Origin of the sequence: Salegentibacter maritimus, assembly GCF_016236915.1 — a bacterium.
Classification (GTDB): domain Bacteria; phylum Bacteroidota; class Bacteroidia; order Flavobacteriales; family Flavobacteriaceae; genus Salegentibacter; species Salegentibacter maritimus.
Window position 1 is genome coordinate 95,812 of sequence record NZ_JAEHOK010000009.1, and the last position, 21,026, is coordinate 116,837.

10 protein-coding genes are annotated in these 21,026 nt (G+C 36.6%); all 10 read right to left on the minus strand.

Going from position 1 to position 21,026, the window contains the following annotated elements:
- Nucleotides 1–8: 8 nt before the first annotated feature.
- The 10 genes from I6U49_RS08545 to I6U49_RS08590 all read right to left on the minus strand — a co-directional run bounded on the left by I6U49_RS08545 (nt 9) and on the right by I6U49_RS08590 (nt 21,021).
- A complete protein-coding gene (locus I6U49_RS08545; RefSeq protein ID WP_198628350.1) occupies nt 9–2,378 on the minus strand; it encodes a leucine-rich repeat domain-containing protein in 2,370 nt (789 codons plus the stop codon).
- A 167-nt stretch (nt 2,379–2,545) separates the two neighbouring features.
- Nucleotides 2,546–2,920 carry a hypothetical protein gene (locus I6U49_RS08550; protein ID WP_232804676.1) on the minus strand — a complete coding sequence of 125 codons (375 nt, stop codon included), beginning with the start codon at nt 2,918–2,920 and terminating at the stop codon, nt 2,546–2,548.
- A 211-nt stretch (nt 2,921–3,131) separates the two neighbouring features.
- Nucleotides 3,132–3,545 (minus strand): hypothetical protein, encoded by a 414-nt coding sequence (locus I6U49_RS08555; protein WP_198628351.1) that lies wholly within the window; start codon nt 3,543–3,545, stop codon nt 3,132–3,134.
- A 124-nt stretch (nt 3,546–3,669) separates the two neighbouring features.
- Entirely contained in the window at nt 3,670–8,667 is a 4,998-nt protein-coding gene (locus tag I6U49_RS08560) for a DUF4132 domain-containing protein (RefSeq protein ID WP_198628352.1), read from the minus strand.
- 830 nt (nt 8,668–9,497) lie between these two features.
- Nucleotides 9,498–10,439 carry an NAD-dependent epimerase/dehydratase family protein gene (locus I6U49_RS08565; protein ID WP_198628353.1) on the minus strand — a complete coding sequence of 314 codons (942 nt, stop codon included), beginning with the start codon at nt 10,437–10,439 and terminating at the stop codon, nt 9,498–9,500.
- 120 nt (nt 10,440–10,559) lie between these two features.
- Nucleotides 10,560–12,746: a beta-N-acetylglucosaminidase gene (locus I6U49_RS08570; RefSeq protein ID WP_198628354.1), complete on the minus strand. Its 2,187-nt coding sequence runs from the start codon at nt 12,744–12,746 to the stop codon at nt 10,560–10,562.
- 96 nt (nt 12,747–12,842) lie between these two features.
- A complete protein-coding gene (locus I6U49_RS08575; protein ID WP_198628355.1) occupies nt 12,843–14,156 on the minus strand; it encodes a DUF3472 domain-containing protein in 1,314 nt (437 codons plus the stop codon).
- 132 nt (nt 14,157–14,288) lie between these two features.
- Entirely contained in the window at nt 14,289–15,884 is a 1,596-nt protein-coding gene (locus tag I6U49_RS08580; RefSeq protein WP_198628356.1) for a RagB/SusD family nutrient uptake outer membrane protein, read from the minus strand.
- An 11-nt stretch (nt 15,885–15,895) separates the two neighbouring features.
- Nucleotides 15,896–18,901, minus strand: coding sequence for a SusC/RagA family TonB-linked outer membrane protein (locus I6U49_RS08585; RefSeq protein ID WP_198628357.1), 3,006 nt, complete (start codon nt 18,899–18,901; stop codon nt 15,896–15,898).
- A gap of 410 nt (nt 18,902–19,311) precedes the next feature.
- Nucleotides 19,312–21,021 (minus strand): RagB/SusD family nutrient uptake outer membrane protein, encoded by a 1,710-nt coding sequence (locus I6U49_RS08590; protein ID WP_198628358.1) that lies wholly within the window; start codon nt 21,019–21,021, stop codon nt 19,312–19,314.
- Between the last annotated feature and the right edge of the window lie 5 nt (nt 21,022–21,026).

Consider the following 21,026-nt stretch of genomic DNA (forward strand, 5'->3'; position numbering starts at 1 on the left):
AGAATTAGTTATATATCCTTAGTAAATTCTTTTTTTAGCTGGGTGTAACCCGGTGTTATGAGGTACTTGTATTTATTAGGGTTCATGTTGAAACCACCAAATTTTGAGATGTAGTATTTTAATTCTTTCAACTTTAGTTTTTGAAAGTACTCCGGTACATCATTTTCAAATCGGCAACCGTCAATATCTAAGCGATCCAGTTTCGGTAAATCTGCAATCCAGTTGGGAAGATCTACAAACTCATTTCCACCAAGCGATAGGGTTTCTAAGCTTGTCATTTTTTTAATATATTCAGGTAAAACTTCAAAGTTATGACCAATTAAAAACTCAGTAAGTTTTAATTCAGTAATGCTTTCAGGGATAGTATTTACTTCCCTGCTAATACCAACAAAGCTCAATTTCTTCAAAGATTTAAATCGGTTTAATTTAGAATAGCCTTCCATACCAAACTCATAACTCAAAGCTATTCTTAGATCATGCAATGCCGGGGCATGTAAGGCTTCAAGTGTTTTAAATCGGGTATAGCTTAAATCTAAAACTTTTAAATACGGTAATGACACCCGTGGAAATATAATAGAAGCCTCATAATGCCTTATATCTAATGTTTCCAAATTTGGTGTGTTCTTAAGTATGTCCCCAAGGTCGTTTGCTTTGTAAGAAGATAACTTTAAGTACTTTAATTGAGGCGCCGGCTGCGTGGTAAGAACTGCAGTACTTTCTTCCTCATTATTTAAATCCAGATGTTCCAATTGTGTACAATGCAATAAAACATCTTTGTAATTCGCTGTATTGGTGTGGACTTTCAAAGTATTTAAAGCCTCCGGCTTTGGCAAATACTGCGTTAGTTCTTCTTGCGTTTTTTTGTTCTTATTTATTTGTGAAAACTTTAATTTTTTAGTGATTAAAGTTTTAAATAAGTTTTTAGGATTTTCAAGAATAAGGTGAGCAAAGCTAGCTGAATCAGTTTCCAGATAATGTTTTCCGGGAATAAACTCTTTTATCACAAATAGTTCTAATTCTTTAATCTTTTTAGGTAAATTATCGCCTTGTAGTATAAGCTTGGGGCAACTATTAAAACTTAAATACTCTAAATACGGTAATTTTTTTAGACCCTCGGGAAACGATTCCATGTTTGCATTGCTTATACTTAGGGATTTTAGTTGTGTGCATTTATCTATGTTACTAAATAAAGTTTCGGTGTTACTAACCATATGAATGGCTACAGATTCGAGTGTAGGCAACTCTCCCAGTCCTAAAGATAGATTGGTGAAATCAGGATTATAATAGATTTTCAAACTTTTAAGATTCGGGAAATTCTTTGGATTTGCTAAAACATATTCCAATATTTTTACATCGCTAATTAATAACTCTGAGTTTAAAAAGGAGGTGCCAGTATTTAGTATAGGTATGTTTTTATCTAAGCTGAAGGAGTTGCAACTTTCTGTAAAAAGCTGTTTGTCTTTTATTCCTTTAATGGATGGAATTTCCCTAAAATCTATGCTTGATAGATTTTTTAAATTTTCAAGTCCGTCTGGAATTTCCTTTAAGTTGGGACATTTGTAAATTTGTATACGTTGAAGGTTTTTAAGACTGGTAAAACTATTGGGGAGTTTACTAATATTTTCCAGCCGAATAAAACTTAATTTCTCTAAACTTAAAGGAAGCTCAAGTTGCGAAGCATCTGTTAAGTTTACTTTTAAGAAAGTCAATTCTACTAAATTAGAAAGTTTATCTAAATGAAGCGAAGCTTGAAAACCTGTAGAAATATTTTCCAGGTCTAATTCTTTAATGGCTTCCAAGGTCCAAAAACTATCAGGAAAATATGCTAATTCAGGTAGGTCTAAATTAACAATTTCCAATTTTTGTAAATTTCCAATGGCCTCAGGTAGTTTTTTATAATTTCCTTCTATTTCCAGCACCTCAAGTGATTTTATATCACAAATTTCATCAGGAATTTCCCCTGAAAAGACTTCTTTAATGCGAAGTTCATTGATTCCATTTAAGCGTGAAATAAGGTCTGGTTGTTTCTCGAGTTTTTGAACAATAGCGGTATTGTCCATAAAAACTAAGGAAAAGCCCATCATATTATAGAGTTTTCCAATAGGTAATAAGGGATCTTTGGTGCCAAAATGAAGTAAGGTGTTAATTACTTTCTCGGAGCCTTTTCCGTTTTCAGGCAATTTATTACGTGTTTTAAACGCGCTATTTATCTCGGAGGTACCATATTCTTGCAGTATTTCAGAAATTTCAGCAATAATTTCTTTGTCCCTGCTTATTTTGCCTACCAGGAAAAGCTCATATAAAAAGGCTTCGGGATAGTTCTTTTCTGCTTTTATACTTTTATAATAGGTGGTAATGTATTCTTTGTTAAATTCCATTTTGATATCTTGATAGGGTTGAGGGTGCAGTCTTTTTTTATTGGCACCGCCAAAGGGTGTAATACCCCGAGGCTTGCCTTGAAATTAAAAATTTGTTTCCAACGAATACCTCGTGGGCTTGCCCCGAGGTAGTTTACTGTAATAGATAAAAAATATTATAAGCCATATTATATGGTTATACCGTGAATTGCTTCCATTCTTTTAAGAATAGTAGGTACAAACAATGCGAATTTTGCATTGAATTCTTCCTGGGATTTTGACTTGTTTAAATTATTTCCCATAATTGTCCAGGTGGTATACAAAGCATTTTTTAAATCACCTTCCCCGGTATCAATATTCAAAGCTCTCATCAATCTTAAATTTTCATCATCATTGTAAAAGCCGGTTTCTTTTACGATTTCAAAAACCCGCTCAAATATGCTTTGGGTGTGCATGAGTTCGCTAATTTTTAGGGCTGGGTCTTGAGTATCACTTACAGCTTCAAACACATTTACCATTAAACTTTGCACTTTGCGGTTAATGCTAAATTCTAAATATTTCAAACCTATATTGTTCTTATTATTCACAACAAAAATAAACCTGTCACTAAATAATTTTATCACGGTATTCAGCGATTTCTGTATTTAGTTCTTTATAGAGCATTTTTAGGTTTGTTGATTTTTGCACGTGCTATTTTATGTTTTTAATTGGTATCGCCAAAGGGTATAATATCCCGACTTAGTTTATTATCATTGTAGATGTTATTGAAATATTTTACCAATAAGTTCCGACTAAAAATGTTAATCTTATAAATGCAATAACACTTTCTGAAGTCAGTTGCAAGGGCGCTTTTAAATCGGTTATTTCTTCATCATCTATAAAAACCACAAAAAGTCCGTCCTTAAAAGCGAGTAGAACATTATCAATGGCTTTTTGCAAATTGGCCAAATCTTTATTGGCTAGTTCGCCAAAACCTATTTTACCGCTTTGCGCCTGTTTTTGTATTTCTGTAGGGCTTAAAAAACCAATAACATTAACTTCCAGGCGTTTTTTGTTGAAGTCTTCTATCTGGTTTTTTACGCAAGCGACTAATAATTCTTCCAGGTTTTTTGGGGTTTCTTCCAGTTTAAATGGGACTTGTTTTACCTTTTTTTTACCAAGTCTTTTCAGTTGTAATATGAGTTCCATTTGTATAGAGATATTTTTTTGCGTTAGGGATTGTCGTGAAAAGCCCACAGTGCGATAGCACGAGGACTTGTAACAAAAAGCCCGCCCCACCTTAAGTGGGGAACGCCCTTATTGTTTAAAGAAATCAGCTATTTATTTGTGCTAAAATTGTTGGATCCTGTATTTTGTGATCTTCTGAAAGTAGTTTCATCTTAGAAATAATTTCTGCCGATTTTGGATCGTCGTCTACAAATGGCAAGAACATTCGCCCTCTATGCTGGCTGTGTACCGGGATTATAGATAATGCCAATCCGTTTTTGCTCACCTGGCCGCTGCCTAAATGAATGCTATACTCGCCAAGACTACCTTTTACAAAAATGTGGCGGTCTTTAACATTAATATTTTTAAGTTTGAATAATTTGGCAGATTCCTCGGCTAATGCAGCACGCATTTGCATGCTGCTGTGGCTGGCTTCTGGATCTATGCCACCAACGTGCGCTACACTCACCACAAGGTCAATGTCCCGCATTATTTCACTAAAAATCACCGATGGAATTTCTGAAAGTGGAACAGTTTTATAAGTGTCTACAGCGTGAAAGCAAACATCTTCCAGGGTTGGGGCCTCGGCATCTGAAGGTGAATACCAATCGGCCATGGCGTACATAGTGGCTATAAAACCGTGTTTATGATATACTTTTTGTAAACCATCTTCCATACTTACCGTCCAACCACGACCTCTTAAAAGCGCTACGGTTTTTTTAGGCTGAATTTGATGTCCCTGGTAACGTTCTGAACGATTACTGTGTTCCCGCTCATCTTCAGTGATTAAATACAATTCTCTAAATACTTGCTTAAATGGCTGTACTACACGCTCTGCAAATAAGTGTTTCTGGTACATATCCCATACCACTGCTTTGTATAAATGAGAAGGATGGGCAATAAGCAATACATCATCTTCTGCTAACTGATGTGTTTTACCGTTCGCATCTATTAAGTTGCCCTGTTGGTAAAATCCGGCAAGTTCTTTTTCAGGAACGTACATAACCAGCTTACTCAACATCACTTTTACGATAGGGTGTTGCATTAAATTATGAATTTCCTGCGCTGTAAATTCATCTTCGTTTACCATGGCATTTTCTAATGATAAACGAGTTCTACTGTATTGTCTGGACAAGTAGGCTTTATTTTCTTTTAAAGCGATAACCTGTTTGTCTTTACGCAATTTAGCAGGAATATTTTTTAGTGCTTTCCCGGCTTTAGTTACTTTAAGTTCTGTTTTGCCAAGCTCGTTAATAACCAATTCTATCACTGTTTCTTCTATGGTAATTTTAGCATTCTCCATAATGCTTTGGGTGGCTTTTGCTTCCATTGCCCAACTAAAGCGCACACGATCCTGGTAGCCCGCATTACGCGATAAGTTATCTAATGCTATGTCTACAGCCGCAGCTTCGCTTTCCTGACGCTGTGCACCAAATTGCTTACTTTCTTTTAAGAAATCCTGTAAGAGATTGTAGCGCTTTAGTACATCTTTTTCAGGTACGGTTTTGCTTAGAGGAATTAAGCCTAAAGCACGTACGTAATCTTTATCACGCTTGTCTTTAATTTTCTTTATGGTTTCAGTGATTTTTACTTCGCCCAGCATTACACCAGAATAAAGTTTTACCTGTCGATGCCCGTTTCCATCAGAAATGTATTTAGCAGCTTCGTGAAGTAGTTTCCAATTGGTTTTGCCTAAGCTTTTGTATACTTTGGTAAACCAATCTATATCGATAGCCCCTAGTGCAAAATCGCTTTTAGGAATATTGGAGTAACGAGAAATTATGGTTTCTTTTTCACTGTTCATATAATCTGAAGCGTGTGCCTGAAACCACCATACGGCATTTTCTAAATTATCGATTTTTAAATATTCGCCAACCACACTGGCCCATTGGGTGGCGTAACAGGCCAATTCTATAAAACGCTTTTTACTAATTTTTGAGGCCTTTGCAAGATTTTCAAAATCAGAGTAAGACTCGGTATCTTTAAATTGTGTCATTTTAAGAATGGCACTAAACTTAGATTTTTTACTGTCGCCGTAATAGCTGTAACCCCGCTCAAAAGTATCTTGCCCCAGGCGCTCCAGTACTCTAAATACATAATCTACACCTTCAACTTTATGAATAGCGCTAATATAATTAGAAGCAGGGGTTGCTATATCTCCGCGATTTAATTCGGTTTCTAATAAATTGGTTTTTAAAGGAAGAAATACATGTTTGGGAATTGTATTGCGTTCCAGACCTTTTCTATAGTTCATTCTGTAATTAAAGCCACCATCAATAATGGTCATTAATTCATTTCTATTTAAAGCCTGGAATAGTAGATCGTCATCATTAATCAATCCTTCTTTATAGAGCTTTAGTGTGACTTCAATTTCAGGAAATTCTAAGCTCCGTGTCCTGGTGTGTGCAGCTGTAAGTATTTTATTATCTGTGGCAACTGTAGGATACGCACAATTTTGAACCATTAAATACATTTTAATAGACCAATATTTTAAAAGCTGCTCTGAAGTAAGTTGATCTAAATGATGAACACCAAAATTAGGGGTGTTTGCCTGTATAATACTTGTCCAATTATATGTGTTGGTGTAATGGTAACCACGATCCTGAAACTTTATTAATTTATATTTTTCAGGAAAATTGGCAATCATATCTTCATACATACTCAGTTTAAAAGACCCAATTGTTTGGGCATCTGCATAAACTGCAAACAAGCGATTTAAAATCTCGTTGTACGTTCTGGACTTTGAGTAATAGTTTTTTTCTTCATCTAAATTTAAACCTGATAAATCTGGGTAATACTGTCTTAAAAAGGGTTCTAATATTTTGTAGCTACCATAGGGATAACTGTGATTGTTGATATACCTAATGGTAGCATAGAGTTCAAAATCATTAAGCTTGCTTTGTTCATACCATTCTATCCATACCTGCGAAAGCGGAATATTATGTAAATGATCCTGAGCAGTAGCATCACTTCCCAGTTCCTTTATTTCATGAAGTCCTTTTTCAATAAATGTGGTATGAGTTTCTCCCTGATACCCCTGCATTTGATACTCATAATTTTTATTTTCAGCAACAATAGCAATTAGCCTGTTAACTTGTTTAGTAATCTTATTAGCATCTATAAAATCTTTAAATTTAAATGCCGAAGACTCTGATGTTGTGACCCCCAATTTATCGAAGAAATTCATTTTTTTCTCAAATTGAGGTTTTGGAATATATAGCGGTGTTAAGTTGTCATAATCAATAACACCAAAACCATTGCTAAAATTATAATCCTGCGTAGTCTCTAAAAACTTATCTAAATAAACCTGTTCGTTTTTAGTGATTTTAGGACGCTCATGATAAAGTTCTAATTGGGCTTCAATAAAATCAGATTGTTTATTGGCATCTTTCAAAAGGCTTAGAATCTCTAAACCGGCCAGGCGTTGTTCAATATTTTTTGCCGAAAGTAAGTTCTTAGTGCTTGTTCTTAATCGGTCTGCCGGTAGTTTTGTGATTATATGGATTAAAGCTGTGCGTAAATTTTTATTTTTTCGCCTTAGTAAATCTTCAGCAATCTCTAAATCTTTATCATAAAGGTGTATCGAATTAAATAAATTTAATCCTGTTGCCATAACCCCCTCATTTCGGTTATAAATGGCTTTTCTTGCTAAAGCTCTTTTCCAGGACGCTTCGTCGTAATCTAATTGTACTTTATTTTGCTGATCTTGTTTGTAATACAAGGAGTAACTAAAATGTTTTGGGAATACTTTGCGAATGTAGTTTTCCCTATATTCTGTAGGAAATTCTTCAAAATCAGTAGCCATTAACTCTAACTGCTGTTCTGTTGCGCTATTGATTAAAAATTGAAAGAAATAGGTTGGCCCGGGGACAAAGCTCCACCAGGAGAATATTTTGCTTTCGTAGGTTTTACCTTTTTCTGTAACGTTTTTGGCTACAGAAAGTAGCTTCTCGAAAGTGGAGTTATCTAAAGTAGTTACCGGTAAATTTACTGCCATCCAATGGTCCAGGGCATAATCTTTACCTAGCTCTGTGGTAAAATAGGGGACCAGGGCATCGTTTGTCCTATCTGTTTTCCAAATAAAATACAGTGCTAAAATCTTCTTGTTTCTATCTTCAGAAGTGAAAACAATTTCTAAGGCTTTTCTATTGGCAGTGTCAACATCTAAAATTCCTATAGCCCATAAACCAACTAAAACTTCTAAATTATCTTTGCTTTTAAGCAGTGTATCTGTTTCTTTTAAATCCAGGATTAAAGCTTGTGCGAGTTTTAAAACCCGGTTGATGATCGATTTTTTAGGTGTTTCCCAATTTAATCCAAACCAAGTGCTCACAGCTCTGGTAACACTGCTAAAACGGGTAAGGTCATTTTCTAGAATAACATTGATTATATACTTTAAAGCACCCAGACCAGACTCATCTAACGACTCTAGAATGGTTTGTCTTAAACCTTCCTGACGTTGCGCGGCCAGTAATAGTTTGGCCACCATTTCCCAATGCTTTTCCGTTTCAGAAAGTAATAGGGCTTTAATAATATCGGCGCTAATCCCCCCAATTTCATCCTCACCTTGAATAATGTCTTCTAGCAATTCATCAAAAGCGCCGTTTCCATTATGAAGTAAAGTGGCTAAAAAGTAGCTGTTTGCATTTGGAAAATAGGTGCTGTATTGAAAATGCTCTTGTAAAGACAAGCCACCAAAACCCTTTCTGCTAAATCTTAAAAATTGCGTAAAAAAATGTAATTTATTACGTAAGGTATCTTCAGTTTTTATAGATCTAAAGGCTTGTCGGGAATAACCTCTTTGATAAGGTAAGGTATCCATAAAGTCCCACATATCGGCTAAATAAGGAGCTTGAATAACCCCATACAATTGCATCCCTAAACGCAAGCCTTCTTCGGTTCTCCAGGGATTAATGTTAATAGCATCTTTAAATACAGTAATAAAATCTGGGGTATTGTAATACGTTCTATTTCCTTTATCAATTCTAGCTAAAATTTTACCTAAAACTTTATAAGGTTCAGTAAATAAACGAAATTCAGATGCGTCTATTTCCGGCTTTTTATGTCTATGAATATGTTTTTCAGCTTCTTCAAATGGAACCATATCTTGTTATGCTTTATATCTCTTAAATGTCAATTATTCAACTCTTAAAAATGCTAATAATTGTTTGCAAGGTAAACCTAATCGCAATTTTACTTCTCACGGTTTTTGGGGATATTTCTGAATAGTTTAAATTTTAGCCTATATTTAATTTAATCAATAATCGAGATTTGCGCCGGTAATTAGCAGGGCTCCAGGGCTTATCAGAAGCTAATTTGCGGGTGTTTAAATGACTATATTATTAATGAGATACTTTGTTAAAGTACCTGGAATTTAAATTTAGAAGCGAAAAGCTTTAAGTAATAGGTATAAATGGTAGCTCTGTTTTATTGAATGAAAAAGCTTGATTTTGTATTGCAATATAATCGCGTAAAATACCGGGGATAGCGCTTAAAATTATAAAGGCTAAGGTAGAAGCTATTTATACCTGAATTGGTTTTTTGTACGGCTTTCATGTACGCTATGTGTTGTGGGTATGGGGGAGTAGACGAGAGACTAACTTTTTATTTCAAATAGAGCAGGAGGTACTTTAATTGGCATCCTCAAAGGCTGTAGTACCCAGGGTTTGCCTCGGAATCCAAAAAAAAATCCATTTCATACCTTGTTGGCTTACCGTGAGGTGATTTACCAGAAGTCCTTCTTCAATAATTTATAGATAGTATTACACCGAAACCTTATCATAAGAAGAAAAGATGTTTTAGTGGTCTTAAAATTTACAATTACTGAAGAAGGTCTTAGATAGAAAATAAAAGCTTTATTTAGGGAGATTCATTCCTTTAAGCTGCGAACCTGGTAGATGCGCCAACTAACGCTGGTTAAATTTTTGAAGAACCCTAAGACTTAAGCTTTACGTTTTTTAGCATGTCTTCTGTCATTTGCTGCAGGTTATATTCTGGTGTCCATCCCCATTCCTTTTGGGCAACCTCATCATTAATGCTTTTAGGCCAGGTATCAGCTATATCCTGTCTAAAATCTGGTTGGTATGAGATTTTAAAATCAGCAATATGCTCTTTTATTGCTTCTGAAAGTTCCCGGGGTGTAAAACTTATCCCTGAAATATTATACGAAGTTCTTGTTTTAATGGCTGTACAGGGTGCTTCCATTAAGTTTAAAGTTGCCCTTACAGCATCTGGCATATACATCATGGGTAGCCTGGTATCTTCAGAAAGGAAACAGGTGTATTTCTTATTTTCTTTTGCTTTATAAAAAATATCTACGGCATAATCTGTAGTGCCACCGCCGGGTTCAGCCGAATAGGAGATAAGCCCGGGGTAACGAATGCTTCTTACGTCTACATTAAATTTTGTAGCATAGTAGTTACACCATTGTTCGCCTGCCTGTTTTGAAATTCCGTATACAGTAGTTGGAACCATCCCCGGATTTTGAGGGGTGTTTTCGCGTGGAGTATCTTTCCCGAAAACAGCAATTGATGAAGGCCAAAAAACTTTTAATTTGTATTCTCTGGCGGCCTCTAAAACACCTAAAAGACTTTTCATATTAAGGTCCCAGGTAAATAATGGGTTATCTTCACCTTTAGCCGATAGGATGGCAGCTAAATGATAAATTTGAGTAATCCCTTCAGATACCACCAGCTCTTTTATTTTGTCGGAATCTGTAGCATCTAAACTTATAAACTTTACCGATTGGAATTTTTCAGCAAATTTTGAATTAATATCACTAGCTAAAATATTTTCAGCTCCATATTTTGTAATAAGGGCATTGGTAAGTTCAAGCCCCAATTGTCCCGCTGCCCCGGTAATTAATATTTTTTCCATTAAAAAAGTAATTAAAATGTGTTTGTGAAAATGGGTTTAAATTAATTTTAAAGACTGCCTTTGCAGTTTAATCTATAATCGATATCTAACTACCTCGTCGATTTGAAACGAGGTAGTTTGTTAAAACTGAATTCGTAAGGTTTTTATTCTTGTTTCAATTTTAGTATCTGTAGCGTTAATAATCCTAATAAACTTTACCGCTTCTTTTGGGAAAGCTTTTATATGGCCATTTGCTTCTTTCGTAGCCGGTGTACTCCATGTATTTCCATCTTTGGAAACCTGCCAGGTAAGTGCATCTAAAGAAGGCTCTAGTTTATAGCCAACTTCTTTTAGTTTTTTTACTTCCTCCAATTCAAATCCAAGGAAATCTTCAGCCTCAAACGTAATAACTTCCAATGGCGGGTTTAGCGACAGCACTTTGTTTTTAAACGTAATTGGTTGCTCTTTTAATTTATTGATATTGGTGAATAGGCTATGCGGATTAAAATTGGATTCAATTTTTAAACTTTTACCAAACTCTTTGTTATAGGCACTTGTTAATAAAGTAAAAGCTTCATCAATCATAGGAGTAATAACCAGGCTACCGGTTTTAATTCCCGGTTGATAGGGGTTTTGGTTTTCCCTACTATCCAATTCAAACATTTCTGTTTTTATCTTTAAAACAGAATTATAGTTGTCTTCAAATTCTTTTTGGTTTTTTGTTTGTAGCGCTTTTTGCATATTCAACATAGAGAGCCCTGCCTTTCCCAGATGTTTAAATTGCCTTACCCAGGGGCGAATTTCATCTAGTAGAAAAGGGTTGTCTTTACTGTTAAGCAGTTTTTCTGAAGCATTAACCATTTCATTAAACTCAGCTTCTATTATATTTAGGTTAGCAATTTCCTGTTTGTTTTTAATTGATTTTAGGAACTCTTTGGCTTCAGGAGCAAATGCTACCGACTCTTTTCTTCGGTACCTGTGGCCATTTTCTCCTAAATCGCTGTTGTGTTTTGCGAAAACTGCAAGTGCTTCATAATTTTCAGGCATTAAATCTTTTAAAGATTTATTCCAGGTTTTTTCTGGGTGATAGCCTTCCATATTCCAGGTATAGTCGGCTACGCCATAAATACCAATTTTAGAGGCTTCGGCGTGTTCCATTGGGTTTGATGTAAAGCCGGAAAGATCCTTGGCAATTGTTTTGGCATTCCCGTATGCAGGCCCCAAAAGCATATGGTTTCTTACATAGTCTGAAACAGGATAGTTCCACCAAATAAAGGCTTTACGCTTAATTTTAGCATTAATCCGATCCATAGTGGCCTCATCAATATCGGCAACAACGGTATTTCCTGTCCACATAATTTCAATAGATGGATCTAGTTTTTCACCCAAAGTCTCCAGGTATTTTCGGTCTGGATTAGACCAGGCCTTGTTATATTCGGTTGGGCACATTATTAAAGGCCTTACATCTTCTTTTTCCTTTACAAATTTATCGTTGAGGTAATTTAATATGTTAGCCTGTTGGGTCGGGTCTGTTCCTTTTCCCGAAATATCATCGAAAAATACGGCAAAAGATCGAACCCCTAAGTCATACATATTCTCAAACTTTCTAAGCAATGCATCTCGATCTTTATCGTCCCATTTAATATCCTTTCCGGGGTGAATGGCCCATACAAAATCAACGTGATTTAAGTTAGCCCGGTTTACTAATTTTTTGAGTTTTTCGGCTTCTTTTTCAGGATAAGGTTTTCGCCAGTTTGGCGAACTGTGGTAAGGATCATCTTTAGGGCCATAGATATAGGTGTTAAGTTTATTTGCCCCATAAAAATCTATTTGACGCATGCGGTTTTCAAAGGTCCAGGGAGTCCCATAAAAGCCTTCAACCACTCCTCGGGAAGATACATCTGGATAATCTATGATTTCGCCAAGGGGCCTCATAGAAGAACTTAATAAAGTTATTAAAGTCTTTGTTCCGTAGTATGCTCCGGCAGCATCCCTACCAATAACAAGGATATGGTTTTTTGTACTTTTAATATAATATGACTCCGGGCGATTTGGAACTTTTTTTAAGTCACGCTTTTTAAATTTATTAGTCACGTCGCCCACACGAATTGAAAGACCCTTTTTCAACGTATTTTCTTTGGTAAAATAGGTTGAAATCAAATTTTTGGTAGCTTCATCTGTATTCAATTGTTGAATATTGAAAAAGGATGGAAGCTGTACCGAATCTTTAATATTAACTTCTTGCGGAACCGGGTTTACACGATCAATTTGTGCAAACCCTGTACTTACAAGTAGAAAAATAAATATTTGGATGCTATATTTTATCATCTTTAAATAGAGTGTTAACCATTGTTATAGACGCTTACTCGATAATTAAGATTTATCCCGATAGTTATAGGGACTGTGAGGCAGGCTTCTGGTAATTTATTTTTGAAATTTACTTTCAAGTTCTTTGAGGTCAACTTCAGGCTCGTTTTCGTTTGGTTTCCTACTAAACTTAGAGTTAACTTCGGTATAATCATTGAAAAAACCACAATTTTCAAGATAATAGCCTCCTTCAACTTCACCACCGGCATAATCAATTCTATGCTTTTGATTAGCAGTAGCGTCTGCTGTAAAAATAGCATTAGAGAGTTCTATCCAACCCTGTTCCTCATCGTAGAGCCATTGATTTTTATAATGTGCTTTACGCGAAATATCTCCTGTTGCCGGAACAAAATTTTCAAGGAAAGAATAGAGGCTACCCAGGTAATTGCTGGATTTTGGCCTTCTAAAACTGGCAATAATCTCCCATGCTCCATTTTCAGGCGCGTAGAAGTAGGCGGTATAATCGGTATGGTTGGGCCCTGCCGGCTCTCCTTTAAGTAAAAACTTATAAGTAGTATTGGTTTTCCACATAAATTTTTTATAGCTCTGTCCCCCAGAACCTTCATTACCAAATTCACCGGTATAAACATCCTCTCCTTTATTTAGCAGGATAATTTTCTGGTCTTCCGGAATTTCTGCAGGATCCTGGGTTTCATAAGGGCTCCAAACCGAAAACAGGATTCTACGTTCCTCTTCTGAATTTACCTGGATTCCAAAATAACCATGTGAGAATCCGTTGGCCATATAATAAGAGCCTACTACATCCTCGCCTTCGGGAACTACTATTTCATTGTAAAAATAGGTTGGTTTTTTGCTTTCTTCCGGGATAGGGTAGCGCAAATGTACCGAAGGTCCGCGACGACCAAAATGAAAATTATCTTCTACATAATTCACTTCAGTATCGGTAACAGGCCCGGCCAATAGTAAATCTTTAATGCTCAATGAATTATTTGATCCGGGCTCTACAGCTTCAATAAGTACTTGTTGATACCCCGGTTCTTCAAGCTTAAATTCGCCAACATAAACATCCTGAAACTCTTTGTTTTTTACTTCTAGCTCCTTCGACTTTCCTGCCACACTCACCTTTAATGTAATGTTTTCTGAGTCTGCTTTTAGCTTGAGGCCAAGTTTTAGAACGCCAGATTTATTGCTTCTAAAATAACTTTCAACAGGTTTACTTCCGTCCCAATTAGAGATACCTTCTTTCTTAATTATTTTCCTGTCTTCTGCCTGATCTTTAGAAATCCAGGAGTTTTCGCCTATAGGAATTCGATAAGTGAAATCGGGGTTTTCTTTATGTTCGCTACAGGAGCTTAAGACTAAGCTTATACAGCTAATTAAAAATGCTAATTTGTAACTATTAATTTTCATTTGATCTTTTTTTGAATAAGGCTGCTTGAAAAGTCTATTGTTGTATTTAAAGATTTTTCAAGCAGCCTTATTTTAATTTAATTACTCGATAATCGAGATTTTATGATTCCAGATTTTTCTCTGCCCAAGCGGTTAATACCCTGGGTTGTTTGGTGTTAAATTTGGATTCTTGTCAATTGCATTTTGCGGAATTGGCAGGAGATTGTTCTTAGGCGCTTCAAATTGGCGGCTTTCAATTAAGTTTTCCGGCAAGCTTAGGGAAACATTATAATCTCCATTTGGCAAGGTAGTTTCAAGAACTTCACCTCTTTCTACACCTTTTAGTTCTCCATTTAAAACATCGCTGGCAATGTTCCAGCGTATAATATCGTCTCTGCGAAGACCTTCCATAGCAAACTCGACTCTTCTTTCATTTCGAACAAGCTTTCTAAGACTTTCCTGATCTGCATATTTATCTCTATCTACGGCCGGCATTCCTGCTCTTAACCTAACAGCATCGAGTGCTTCATACAATTCATTGTCTATTTGCCCTAATTCTACTTTGGCTTCGGCAATTGTTAAAAGTACCTCTGCATATCTAAAAATATAGATGTCATTGCCCATGTTCCAGTATGGAGAGCCTGGGTCTGAATCCATAAAACTTGTGTATTTTTTGAAATTATATCCCGTTTTAGAGGCATTGTCTGCAGTATTGTAATAATCGGCATCGTTTTCTTCAATCGATCGGTAAACTTTACCGGCAAAAACCTGCCCCGGGTAAACTATAGAGGCCCTTAATCTTGGGTCGCGATTTTTATATGGGTTAGTTGGATCGTACTCTCCGGCACTTTGCGCTTCCTCTATGGTTTTACCATCAGCCATTTCAAAAGCATCAACTAAAGATTGTGTAGGCACTACTGAAGACCAACCCCCTATACCATTTGGTAAAAACGGGGTGAAATTAATTGAATAGGTGTTAGGGGTATGTTGTACCGATAAAATTACTTCGTTGTTTTTTTCGTTGGACGGATCAAATAAACCTGTAAAGCTGGGGTGTAATGAATAACCGCCTATACTGTTTGCGGTTGCCAAGGCCTTTTCATAGTCTTTAAAATAAAGGTAGTAACGCATAAGTAATGCCTGTGCTGCTCCTTTTGTAGCTTTTCCGAATTCTGCTTCCGAATAAGATTCCGGCAGAACATCTATTACAGAATTTAATTCGTCTTCAATAAATTCACGTATGTCTGCTTGTGGGTTTCTTGGAACTTTAGCTTCTTCGGGCGAAGCAAAATTTTGCGTTATAAGTGGAACATCACCATAATTTGTGGTAAGCACATAGTATTTATAGGCGCGTATAAATCGTGCCTGGGCCTTGTAAATATCTCTAACCTCTTCCGATACCTCTGTGGCGTTATCGGCATTGGCAAGGAATTCATTACATCTATTAATTGTTGTAAAGTTATAGTACGATGCGCCGGGATCTGCCGGTGAATTTTTTCCGTTTCCTATTTTGTTCCATCCTTCCCAGGGGAAATTATTATAAGCATTATCAGAACCTGCATCCCGGTACATAATAGAGCTACCACTTTGAAATTCGTTATAAATACCTGTAAGAGCCAAGTCTAAATCCTGTTTGCTTTTCCAAAAAGTAGAAGGGGAAAGCGCATCATCGGGGGCTGTATCCAGGAAGGAGTCTTCACAAGCGCTAAATGTAAAAACGATTCCTATTAAGTATATTAATTTTTTCATCTTGTAATAAATTAAAAAGTTAAATTAATTCCGATAGAATTGGTCATAACAACGGGATAGCTACTACCTCGTCCTGAAGGAGCTTCTGGGTCCCATCCATCTAGATAATTTGTAATCGTAAATAAATTCTGTGCGGTGTAGTAAATTCTTAGCTTGGAGATGTTCCAGTTTTCCAATAGGTCATCCTGAAGGTTATATCCAAGTTGCAGGTTCTTCATTCTTAAATAATCTGTACTCTGTAGCCAATAACTTGTAGTTGAATTTTGCGGCATACTTGGGCCATTAATACCATCTATTAATCGAGGTACATCTGTATTTGTGTTATTTGGGGTCCATCTATCCAACCAAATTGAAGACGGTTTTTGTCCATCACCGTTAAGGGCGCCAATAGCATCAAAATCCATGTAGCCGTACCCACCGGTTGCTCCCTGAAAGATGGCCAATAAATCAAAGTTTTTATAGGCTAAACTCAAATTGGCTCCAAAGTTTAGATTAGGGGTAGAGTTACCCAGTAGTACACGATCGTTAGCATCTACCTTTCCATCGCCGGTAGCATCAACATAACGTAGGTCACCGGGTTGAATTTGTCCCGGGTAGAGTGTATTTGTAGGATAAGCGTCAATATCGGCCTGGGATTGGTGTAATCCATCTGTTTTATAGCCATACCAGGAGTCAAGAGATTCCCCTATCCTACGAATTTGGCGACCATCAATAATGTTATTTGTTCCCGCTAGTTTTATTAACTCATTTTGATTATAGGCTACATTTCCGCCAAAACCAAAATCTACTTCCCCAAAACGTGTTGAGTAATCAAGGCTTACTTCAATACCTTTATTTTCTAGCTCACCAACGTTATCATAAAAATTATTTAGCGCAAACTCGTTTGGAGCTGGCACTTTCATAATAATACCTTCGGTAAGCTTTTTATAGGCATCTATTGTTAGGTTTAATTTACGAAATAATCTGGCATCTAGACCAATACCATAACTAGTTGTTTTTTCCCAAATTAATGCTGCATTTTTTGCATTAGAGATAGCAGCACCCGAAGTAATTTCACTATTAAAAGGGTAGTCTATTCCAAGACCCAGTGTTGGAACTGTTGGGTAGTAGTCATCAAGTGCATCCTGGTTACCAAGCTGTCCCCAAGAAGCTCTAAGTTTTAAATTGCTCACAGTTTCTCTAAACCCTTCAAAGAAGTTTTCATCAGAAATTCTCCACCCTGCAGAGAAAGATGGAAAGACCCCAACTCTGTTGTCTTCAGCAAAACGAGATGAAGCGTCAGCCCTTAGGTTGGCTTCAAATAAATAACGACCCAAATAGTCATAATTTACACGTCCAAACCAGGATACCATATTTAATTCCCTTGTATATCCTGTGTTTTGCATACCGTTAGATGATCCTGCATCTAAATTAGGAAGTTCGGTGCTAGGGAAATTTTCACGGTACGCAGTGGTTTCTTTAAAATCATAAGATTCGGCATGATAACCGGCTAAAACTCCCAGGTTATGAACATCATTAAAACTATTGTTGTAATTAGCCGTTAAATCAATAGTATTTCGGGTGGTTGTTCTAAGGTCTTCGGTAAGCTTTGTAGGTCCGTGGTATTTATTCTCATTGTATTGGATTTCTTTGTTCATTTCTGAATTGTCCTCTTCTACGTTTCTATGAGAGATAAGGGCTTTTACATTAAAACCTTCAAAAATATCGGCCTGTACAGAACCTATTCCCACAAATGTTTTTCGATTGTAATTAATTTGTGGTCCCATATCTAACCAGGCAATAGGGTTTCCATCTGAAATTGTCCCGTAAGTACCATCTTCATTTTTATATGGTATCCAGGGAGCAATTCTATTTACCTGCCTTATTATCTGGTCTATACCATCACCCACATAAGCATTGTTAGGAGACTCACGATCCATTTGTGTATAGGAAAGGTTCATATTGGTGGTTAACCATTTTTTAGGCGTTACCGTAAGGTTTAACCTTGCATTGTATTCGTTTTTGCCGGTGTGTTTAATAATACCATCTTGTTTTTGGTAGTTAAGAGATGCCCTATACTTTGTGTATTCTGTACCGCCTGAAATTCCCAGGTTATTGGTGCTTACAAAGCCTGATCCCTGGTACAATAAGTCTTGCCAATCTGTATTAGGATGTCCATAAGGATCACTGCCATTTTGAAATAATTCTAAATCATTGTCATCAAATTTGGGAGCTTTTCCACTATTGGCCAGGGCTTCGTTGTATAGTAGGGCATAATCATAAGATCCCAGGTAATCTGGTAATCTTGTGGGGGTTTGCCAGCCTATATTGTTTGTTAATCGTACAGAAGGTTCTCCTGTTTTACCCGTTTTGGTGGTAATAAGAATTACCCCATTTGCAGCTTTAGAACCATAAATTGCGGCTGAGGCTGCATCTTTAAGTACAGAAATATTGGCTATATCGTTGGCCTGTACATCGTTTAATGATCCTTCAACTCCGTCTATTAAAACCATGGGAGAGGCTTCGTTCAGGGTACCTGTTCCGCGAATCCTAATGGTACCTCCGTCGTTACCCGGCATTCCTGATGATTGATTTACAGACACACCCGGTAGTAAACCTGAAAGACCGGCAGAAACACTGGTCATAGGTCTATCTTCTAGCATGTCCCCGTCTACAGAAGCTACAGACCCCGTTAGGTTTACCTTTTTCTGTGTTCCAAAACCAACAACAACTACCTCATCTAGCGTAGCGGCATCCTGTTCTAAAACAATATCTATAGTAGTTTGACCACTCACCGGTATTTCCTTGGTGGCATAGCCCATATAGCTAACTACCAAAATCGCGTCCTTGGGAGCGATAATACTGTAGTTTCCATCAAAATCTGTCATGGTGCCGTTATTGGTGCCTTTTTCTACAATGTTAACCCCGGGAAGTGTCATGTTTTTATCAGAAACAGTTCCCGTAATCTCAATTGTTTCCTGTCCTAACATTATGAAAGGAAAAAGTAAAACAATGAAGGTTAATAATACTTTTTTCATAAAATAGTTATAATTAATTAGTTGTTAATGAATGATAAATTGTTATAACGAAAGTTTAAATTTTCGTAAAGTTTGCAATTTCAAACGTTTTACTTACTTATCCAAAAATTATATTATAAAAATGTAATTAATACATTTATCTTTTTAAGAATGCTATTTTTGATAAAAAGTTGATATAGAAATTATGTTTTGAGATGTGTTTTGAAGTGGTTTTAATTTAAAATGTTGTGTTATTTGTAAAATATTAAGAAGCTTTATTTTATGGCTTTTAGAAGATTTAGCGTATCGGAAATATAGATGGGGGGTAGAGCAGGGGCTGGAAGTCTTCTGTTTAAGAAATTTATAAAAAAAAACAGGCTGTTCTTATTTTGAACAGCCTGTTAAAATACTCGCTTATAATTATTGTTTAATTATTGCGTTGGATTTTGAGTTAAGGTTCCAGGGTAAGAGTTAATAGCATCTTGAGGGATATAATATACTACACGGAAATCTGTAGCGGGTATATTCTCAAACTGCTTGTGAGGTCCCGGATATTCACGGGTAAGTTCTTTTCCATTACGGAATACATCATAACTTCTTTCTGCCTGATAAGCAAGTTCTAACTGGCGCTCCTTATCAATAAGGGCACTGGCATTAGTGCCATCTAAATTATCGTAACCACCATCTACAATAGAACGCTCTCTTATAGTGTTTAAATCTTCCAGTGCAGCGCTATAATTACCTAGTTTAGCATAGGCTTCTGCGCGATTTAAATAGATTTCGCCCAAACGACTAATTACAGGGGAGTGCAAGTGTGACTCTTCTCCTTCAAGGGAGGCTTTTGTGATGTAAAATTGTGGATAAACCCTATTGAGAGTTATATAATTATCTATAACCCCGGTATAGGTTTTTCCATCTTTATACTGAATAGAATAAATCTCCTGACCGGCATCTACAGCAGATAAGGTGTAAGTTTCATCTCCTTCAGAAGCAGTTATGGTATTTCCATTACGGCTGATGTCTGCCTGTACATAGTTTAATACCTCTCCATCTTTTTTAATAAAACGAAATACCTCGGTGTACTCTCCTGTTTCAGAATCCTGGGAATAAGTAGGCCTAATAAATGCAGCACGTGCGTCTACCATATTATAATTATCGGGACGCCAGTCGTTACGGCCTGTTTCGTTTAAAAGGCTTATATACTCGGCACTGGCATACATTTCGCCCCAGCCCATACCGCCTATATTGGCATACATACCTCCAACACCATAATAGTGGTCGTACCCAGAAAATTCTGAGGCTACACGTTTTACAGCGAAAATGGTCTCTGCATTATCTTCTGGAACAAAAGTATTGTACTCCATAAATTGCTCTCTTGGTAACAATGAAAATTTACCCGAGTTAATTACTTTATTCGAGTACTCTACTGCAAGTTGGGCATACTCTGTATTTGGCGATTCATAGGTTCCGCTCATATAAAGGTAAATACGGGACAACATAGCTTGAGCTGCTTCTTTTGTAGCGTATATAGGTTCACCTTCTAGAGTAAGTAATTCTTCAGCTTTCTTTAAATCGTCTATGGCTTGTTGGTAACTTTCTGCTACGGTGGCCCTATCTGGAAGTTCCAGGTTAATAACATCGTCAGGCGTGCCATTTACAATAGGTACTCCCAGGTTTGATTCCGGATTTTGATAGTAAGGTCGGCCAAATGCACGTGTAAGGTAGAAATACATCATTCCTCTTACATAATATGCCTCTCCCAGATTGTTGTCAATCTCTTCGTTTTCACCTTCAGCAATCATGTTAATAATATTTGATGATTGCGCGATAGCTTTATAACCTGAATCCCAAAACTGGGTTAAACGATAGTTATTTGGAGTTCTGGCATAAGAGATAAATTCGTAAAATGGGTCGGTAGATGAGCCGCGAATCATCATATTATCCCCGGCATATTCTCCCATTCTATGCATAGGATCGGACCAGGATTTTAACTGGGCATACATACCGTTAATAAGAGATTCAAGAGAAGCATCTGGATCTTCAATCACGCTATCAGAGTCCAGGCTTCCCTGGGGTAATCGATCAATTTCGCAAGCTGAAAGAGCCACTGTGGCGAAAAGTGCTATAATTATTTTTTTCATAGTGT

Bases quoted from the DNA above. Each gene is read 5' to 3' on its own strand.
- I6U49_RS08545 (WP_198628350.1), bottom strand. From the start codon at position 2,378: ATGGAATTTAACAAAGAATACATTACCACCTATTATAAAAGTATAAAA.
- I6U49_RS08555 (WP_198628351.1), bottom strand. From the start codon at position 3,545: ATGGAACTCATATTACAACTGAAAAGACTTGGTAAAAAAAAGGTAAAA.
- I6U49_RS08560 (WP_198628352.1), bottom strand. From the start codon at position 8,667: ATGGTTCCATTTGAAGAAGCTGAAAAACATATTCATAGACATAAAAAG.
- I6U49_RS08565 (WP_198628353.1), bottom strand. From the start codon at position 10,439: ATGGAAAAAATATTAATTACCGGGGCAGCGGGACAATTGGGGCTTGAA.
- I6U49_RS08570 (WP_198628354.1), bottom strand. From the start codon at position 12,746: ATGATAAAATATAGCATCCAAATATTTATTTTTCTACTTGTAAGTACA.
- I6U49_RS08575 (WP_198628355.1), bottom strand. From the start codon at position 14,156: ATGAAAATTAATAGTTACAAATTAGCATTTTTAATTAGCTGTATAAGC.
- I6U49_RS08580 (WP_198628356.1), bottom strand. From the start codon at position 15,884: ATGAAAAAATTAATATACTTAATAGGAATCGTTTTTACATTTAGCGCT.
- I6U49_RS08585 (WP_198628357.1), bottom strand. From the start codon at position 18,901: ATGAAAAAAGTATTATTAACCTTCATTGTTTTACTTTTTCCTTTCATA.
- I6U49_RS08590 (WP_198628358.1), bottom strand. From the start codon at position 21,021: ATGAAAAAAATAATTATAGCACTTTTCGCCACAGTGGCTCTTTCAGCT.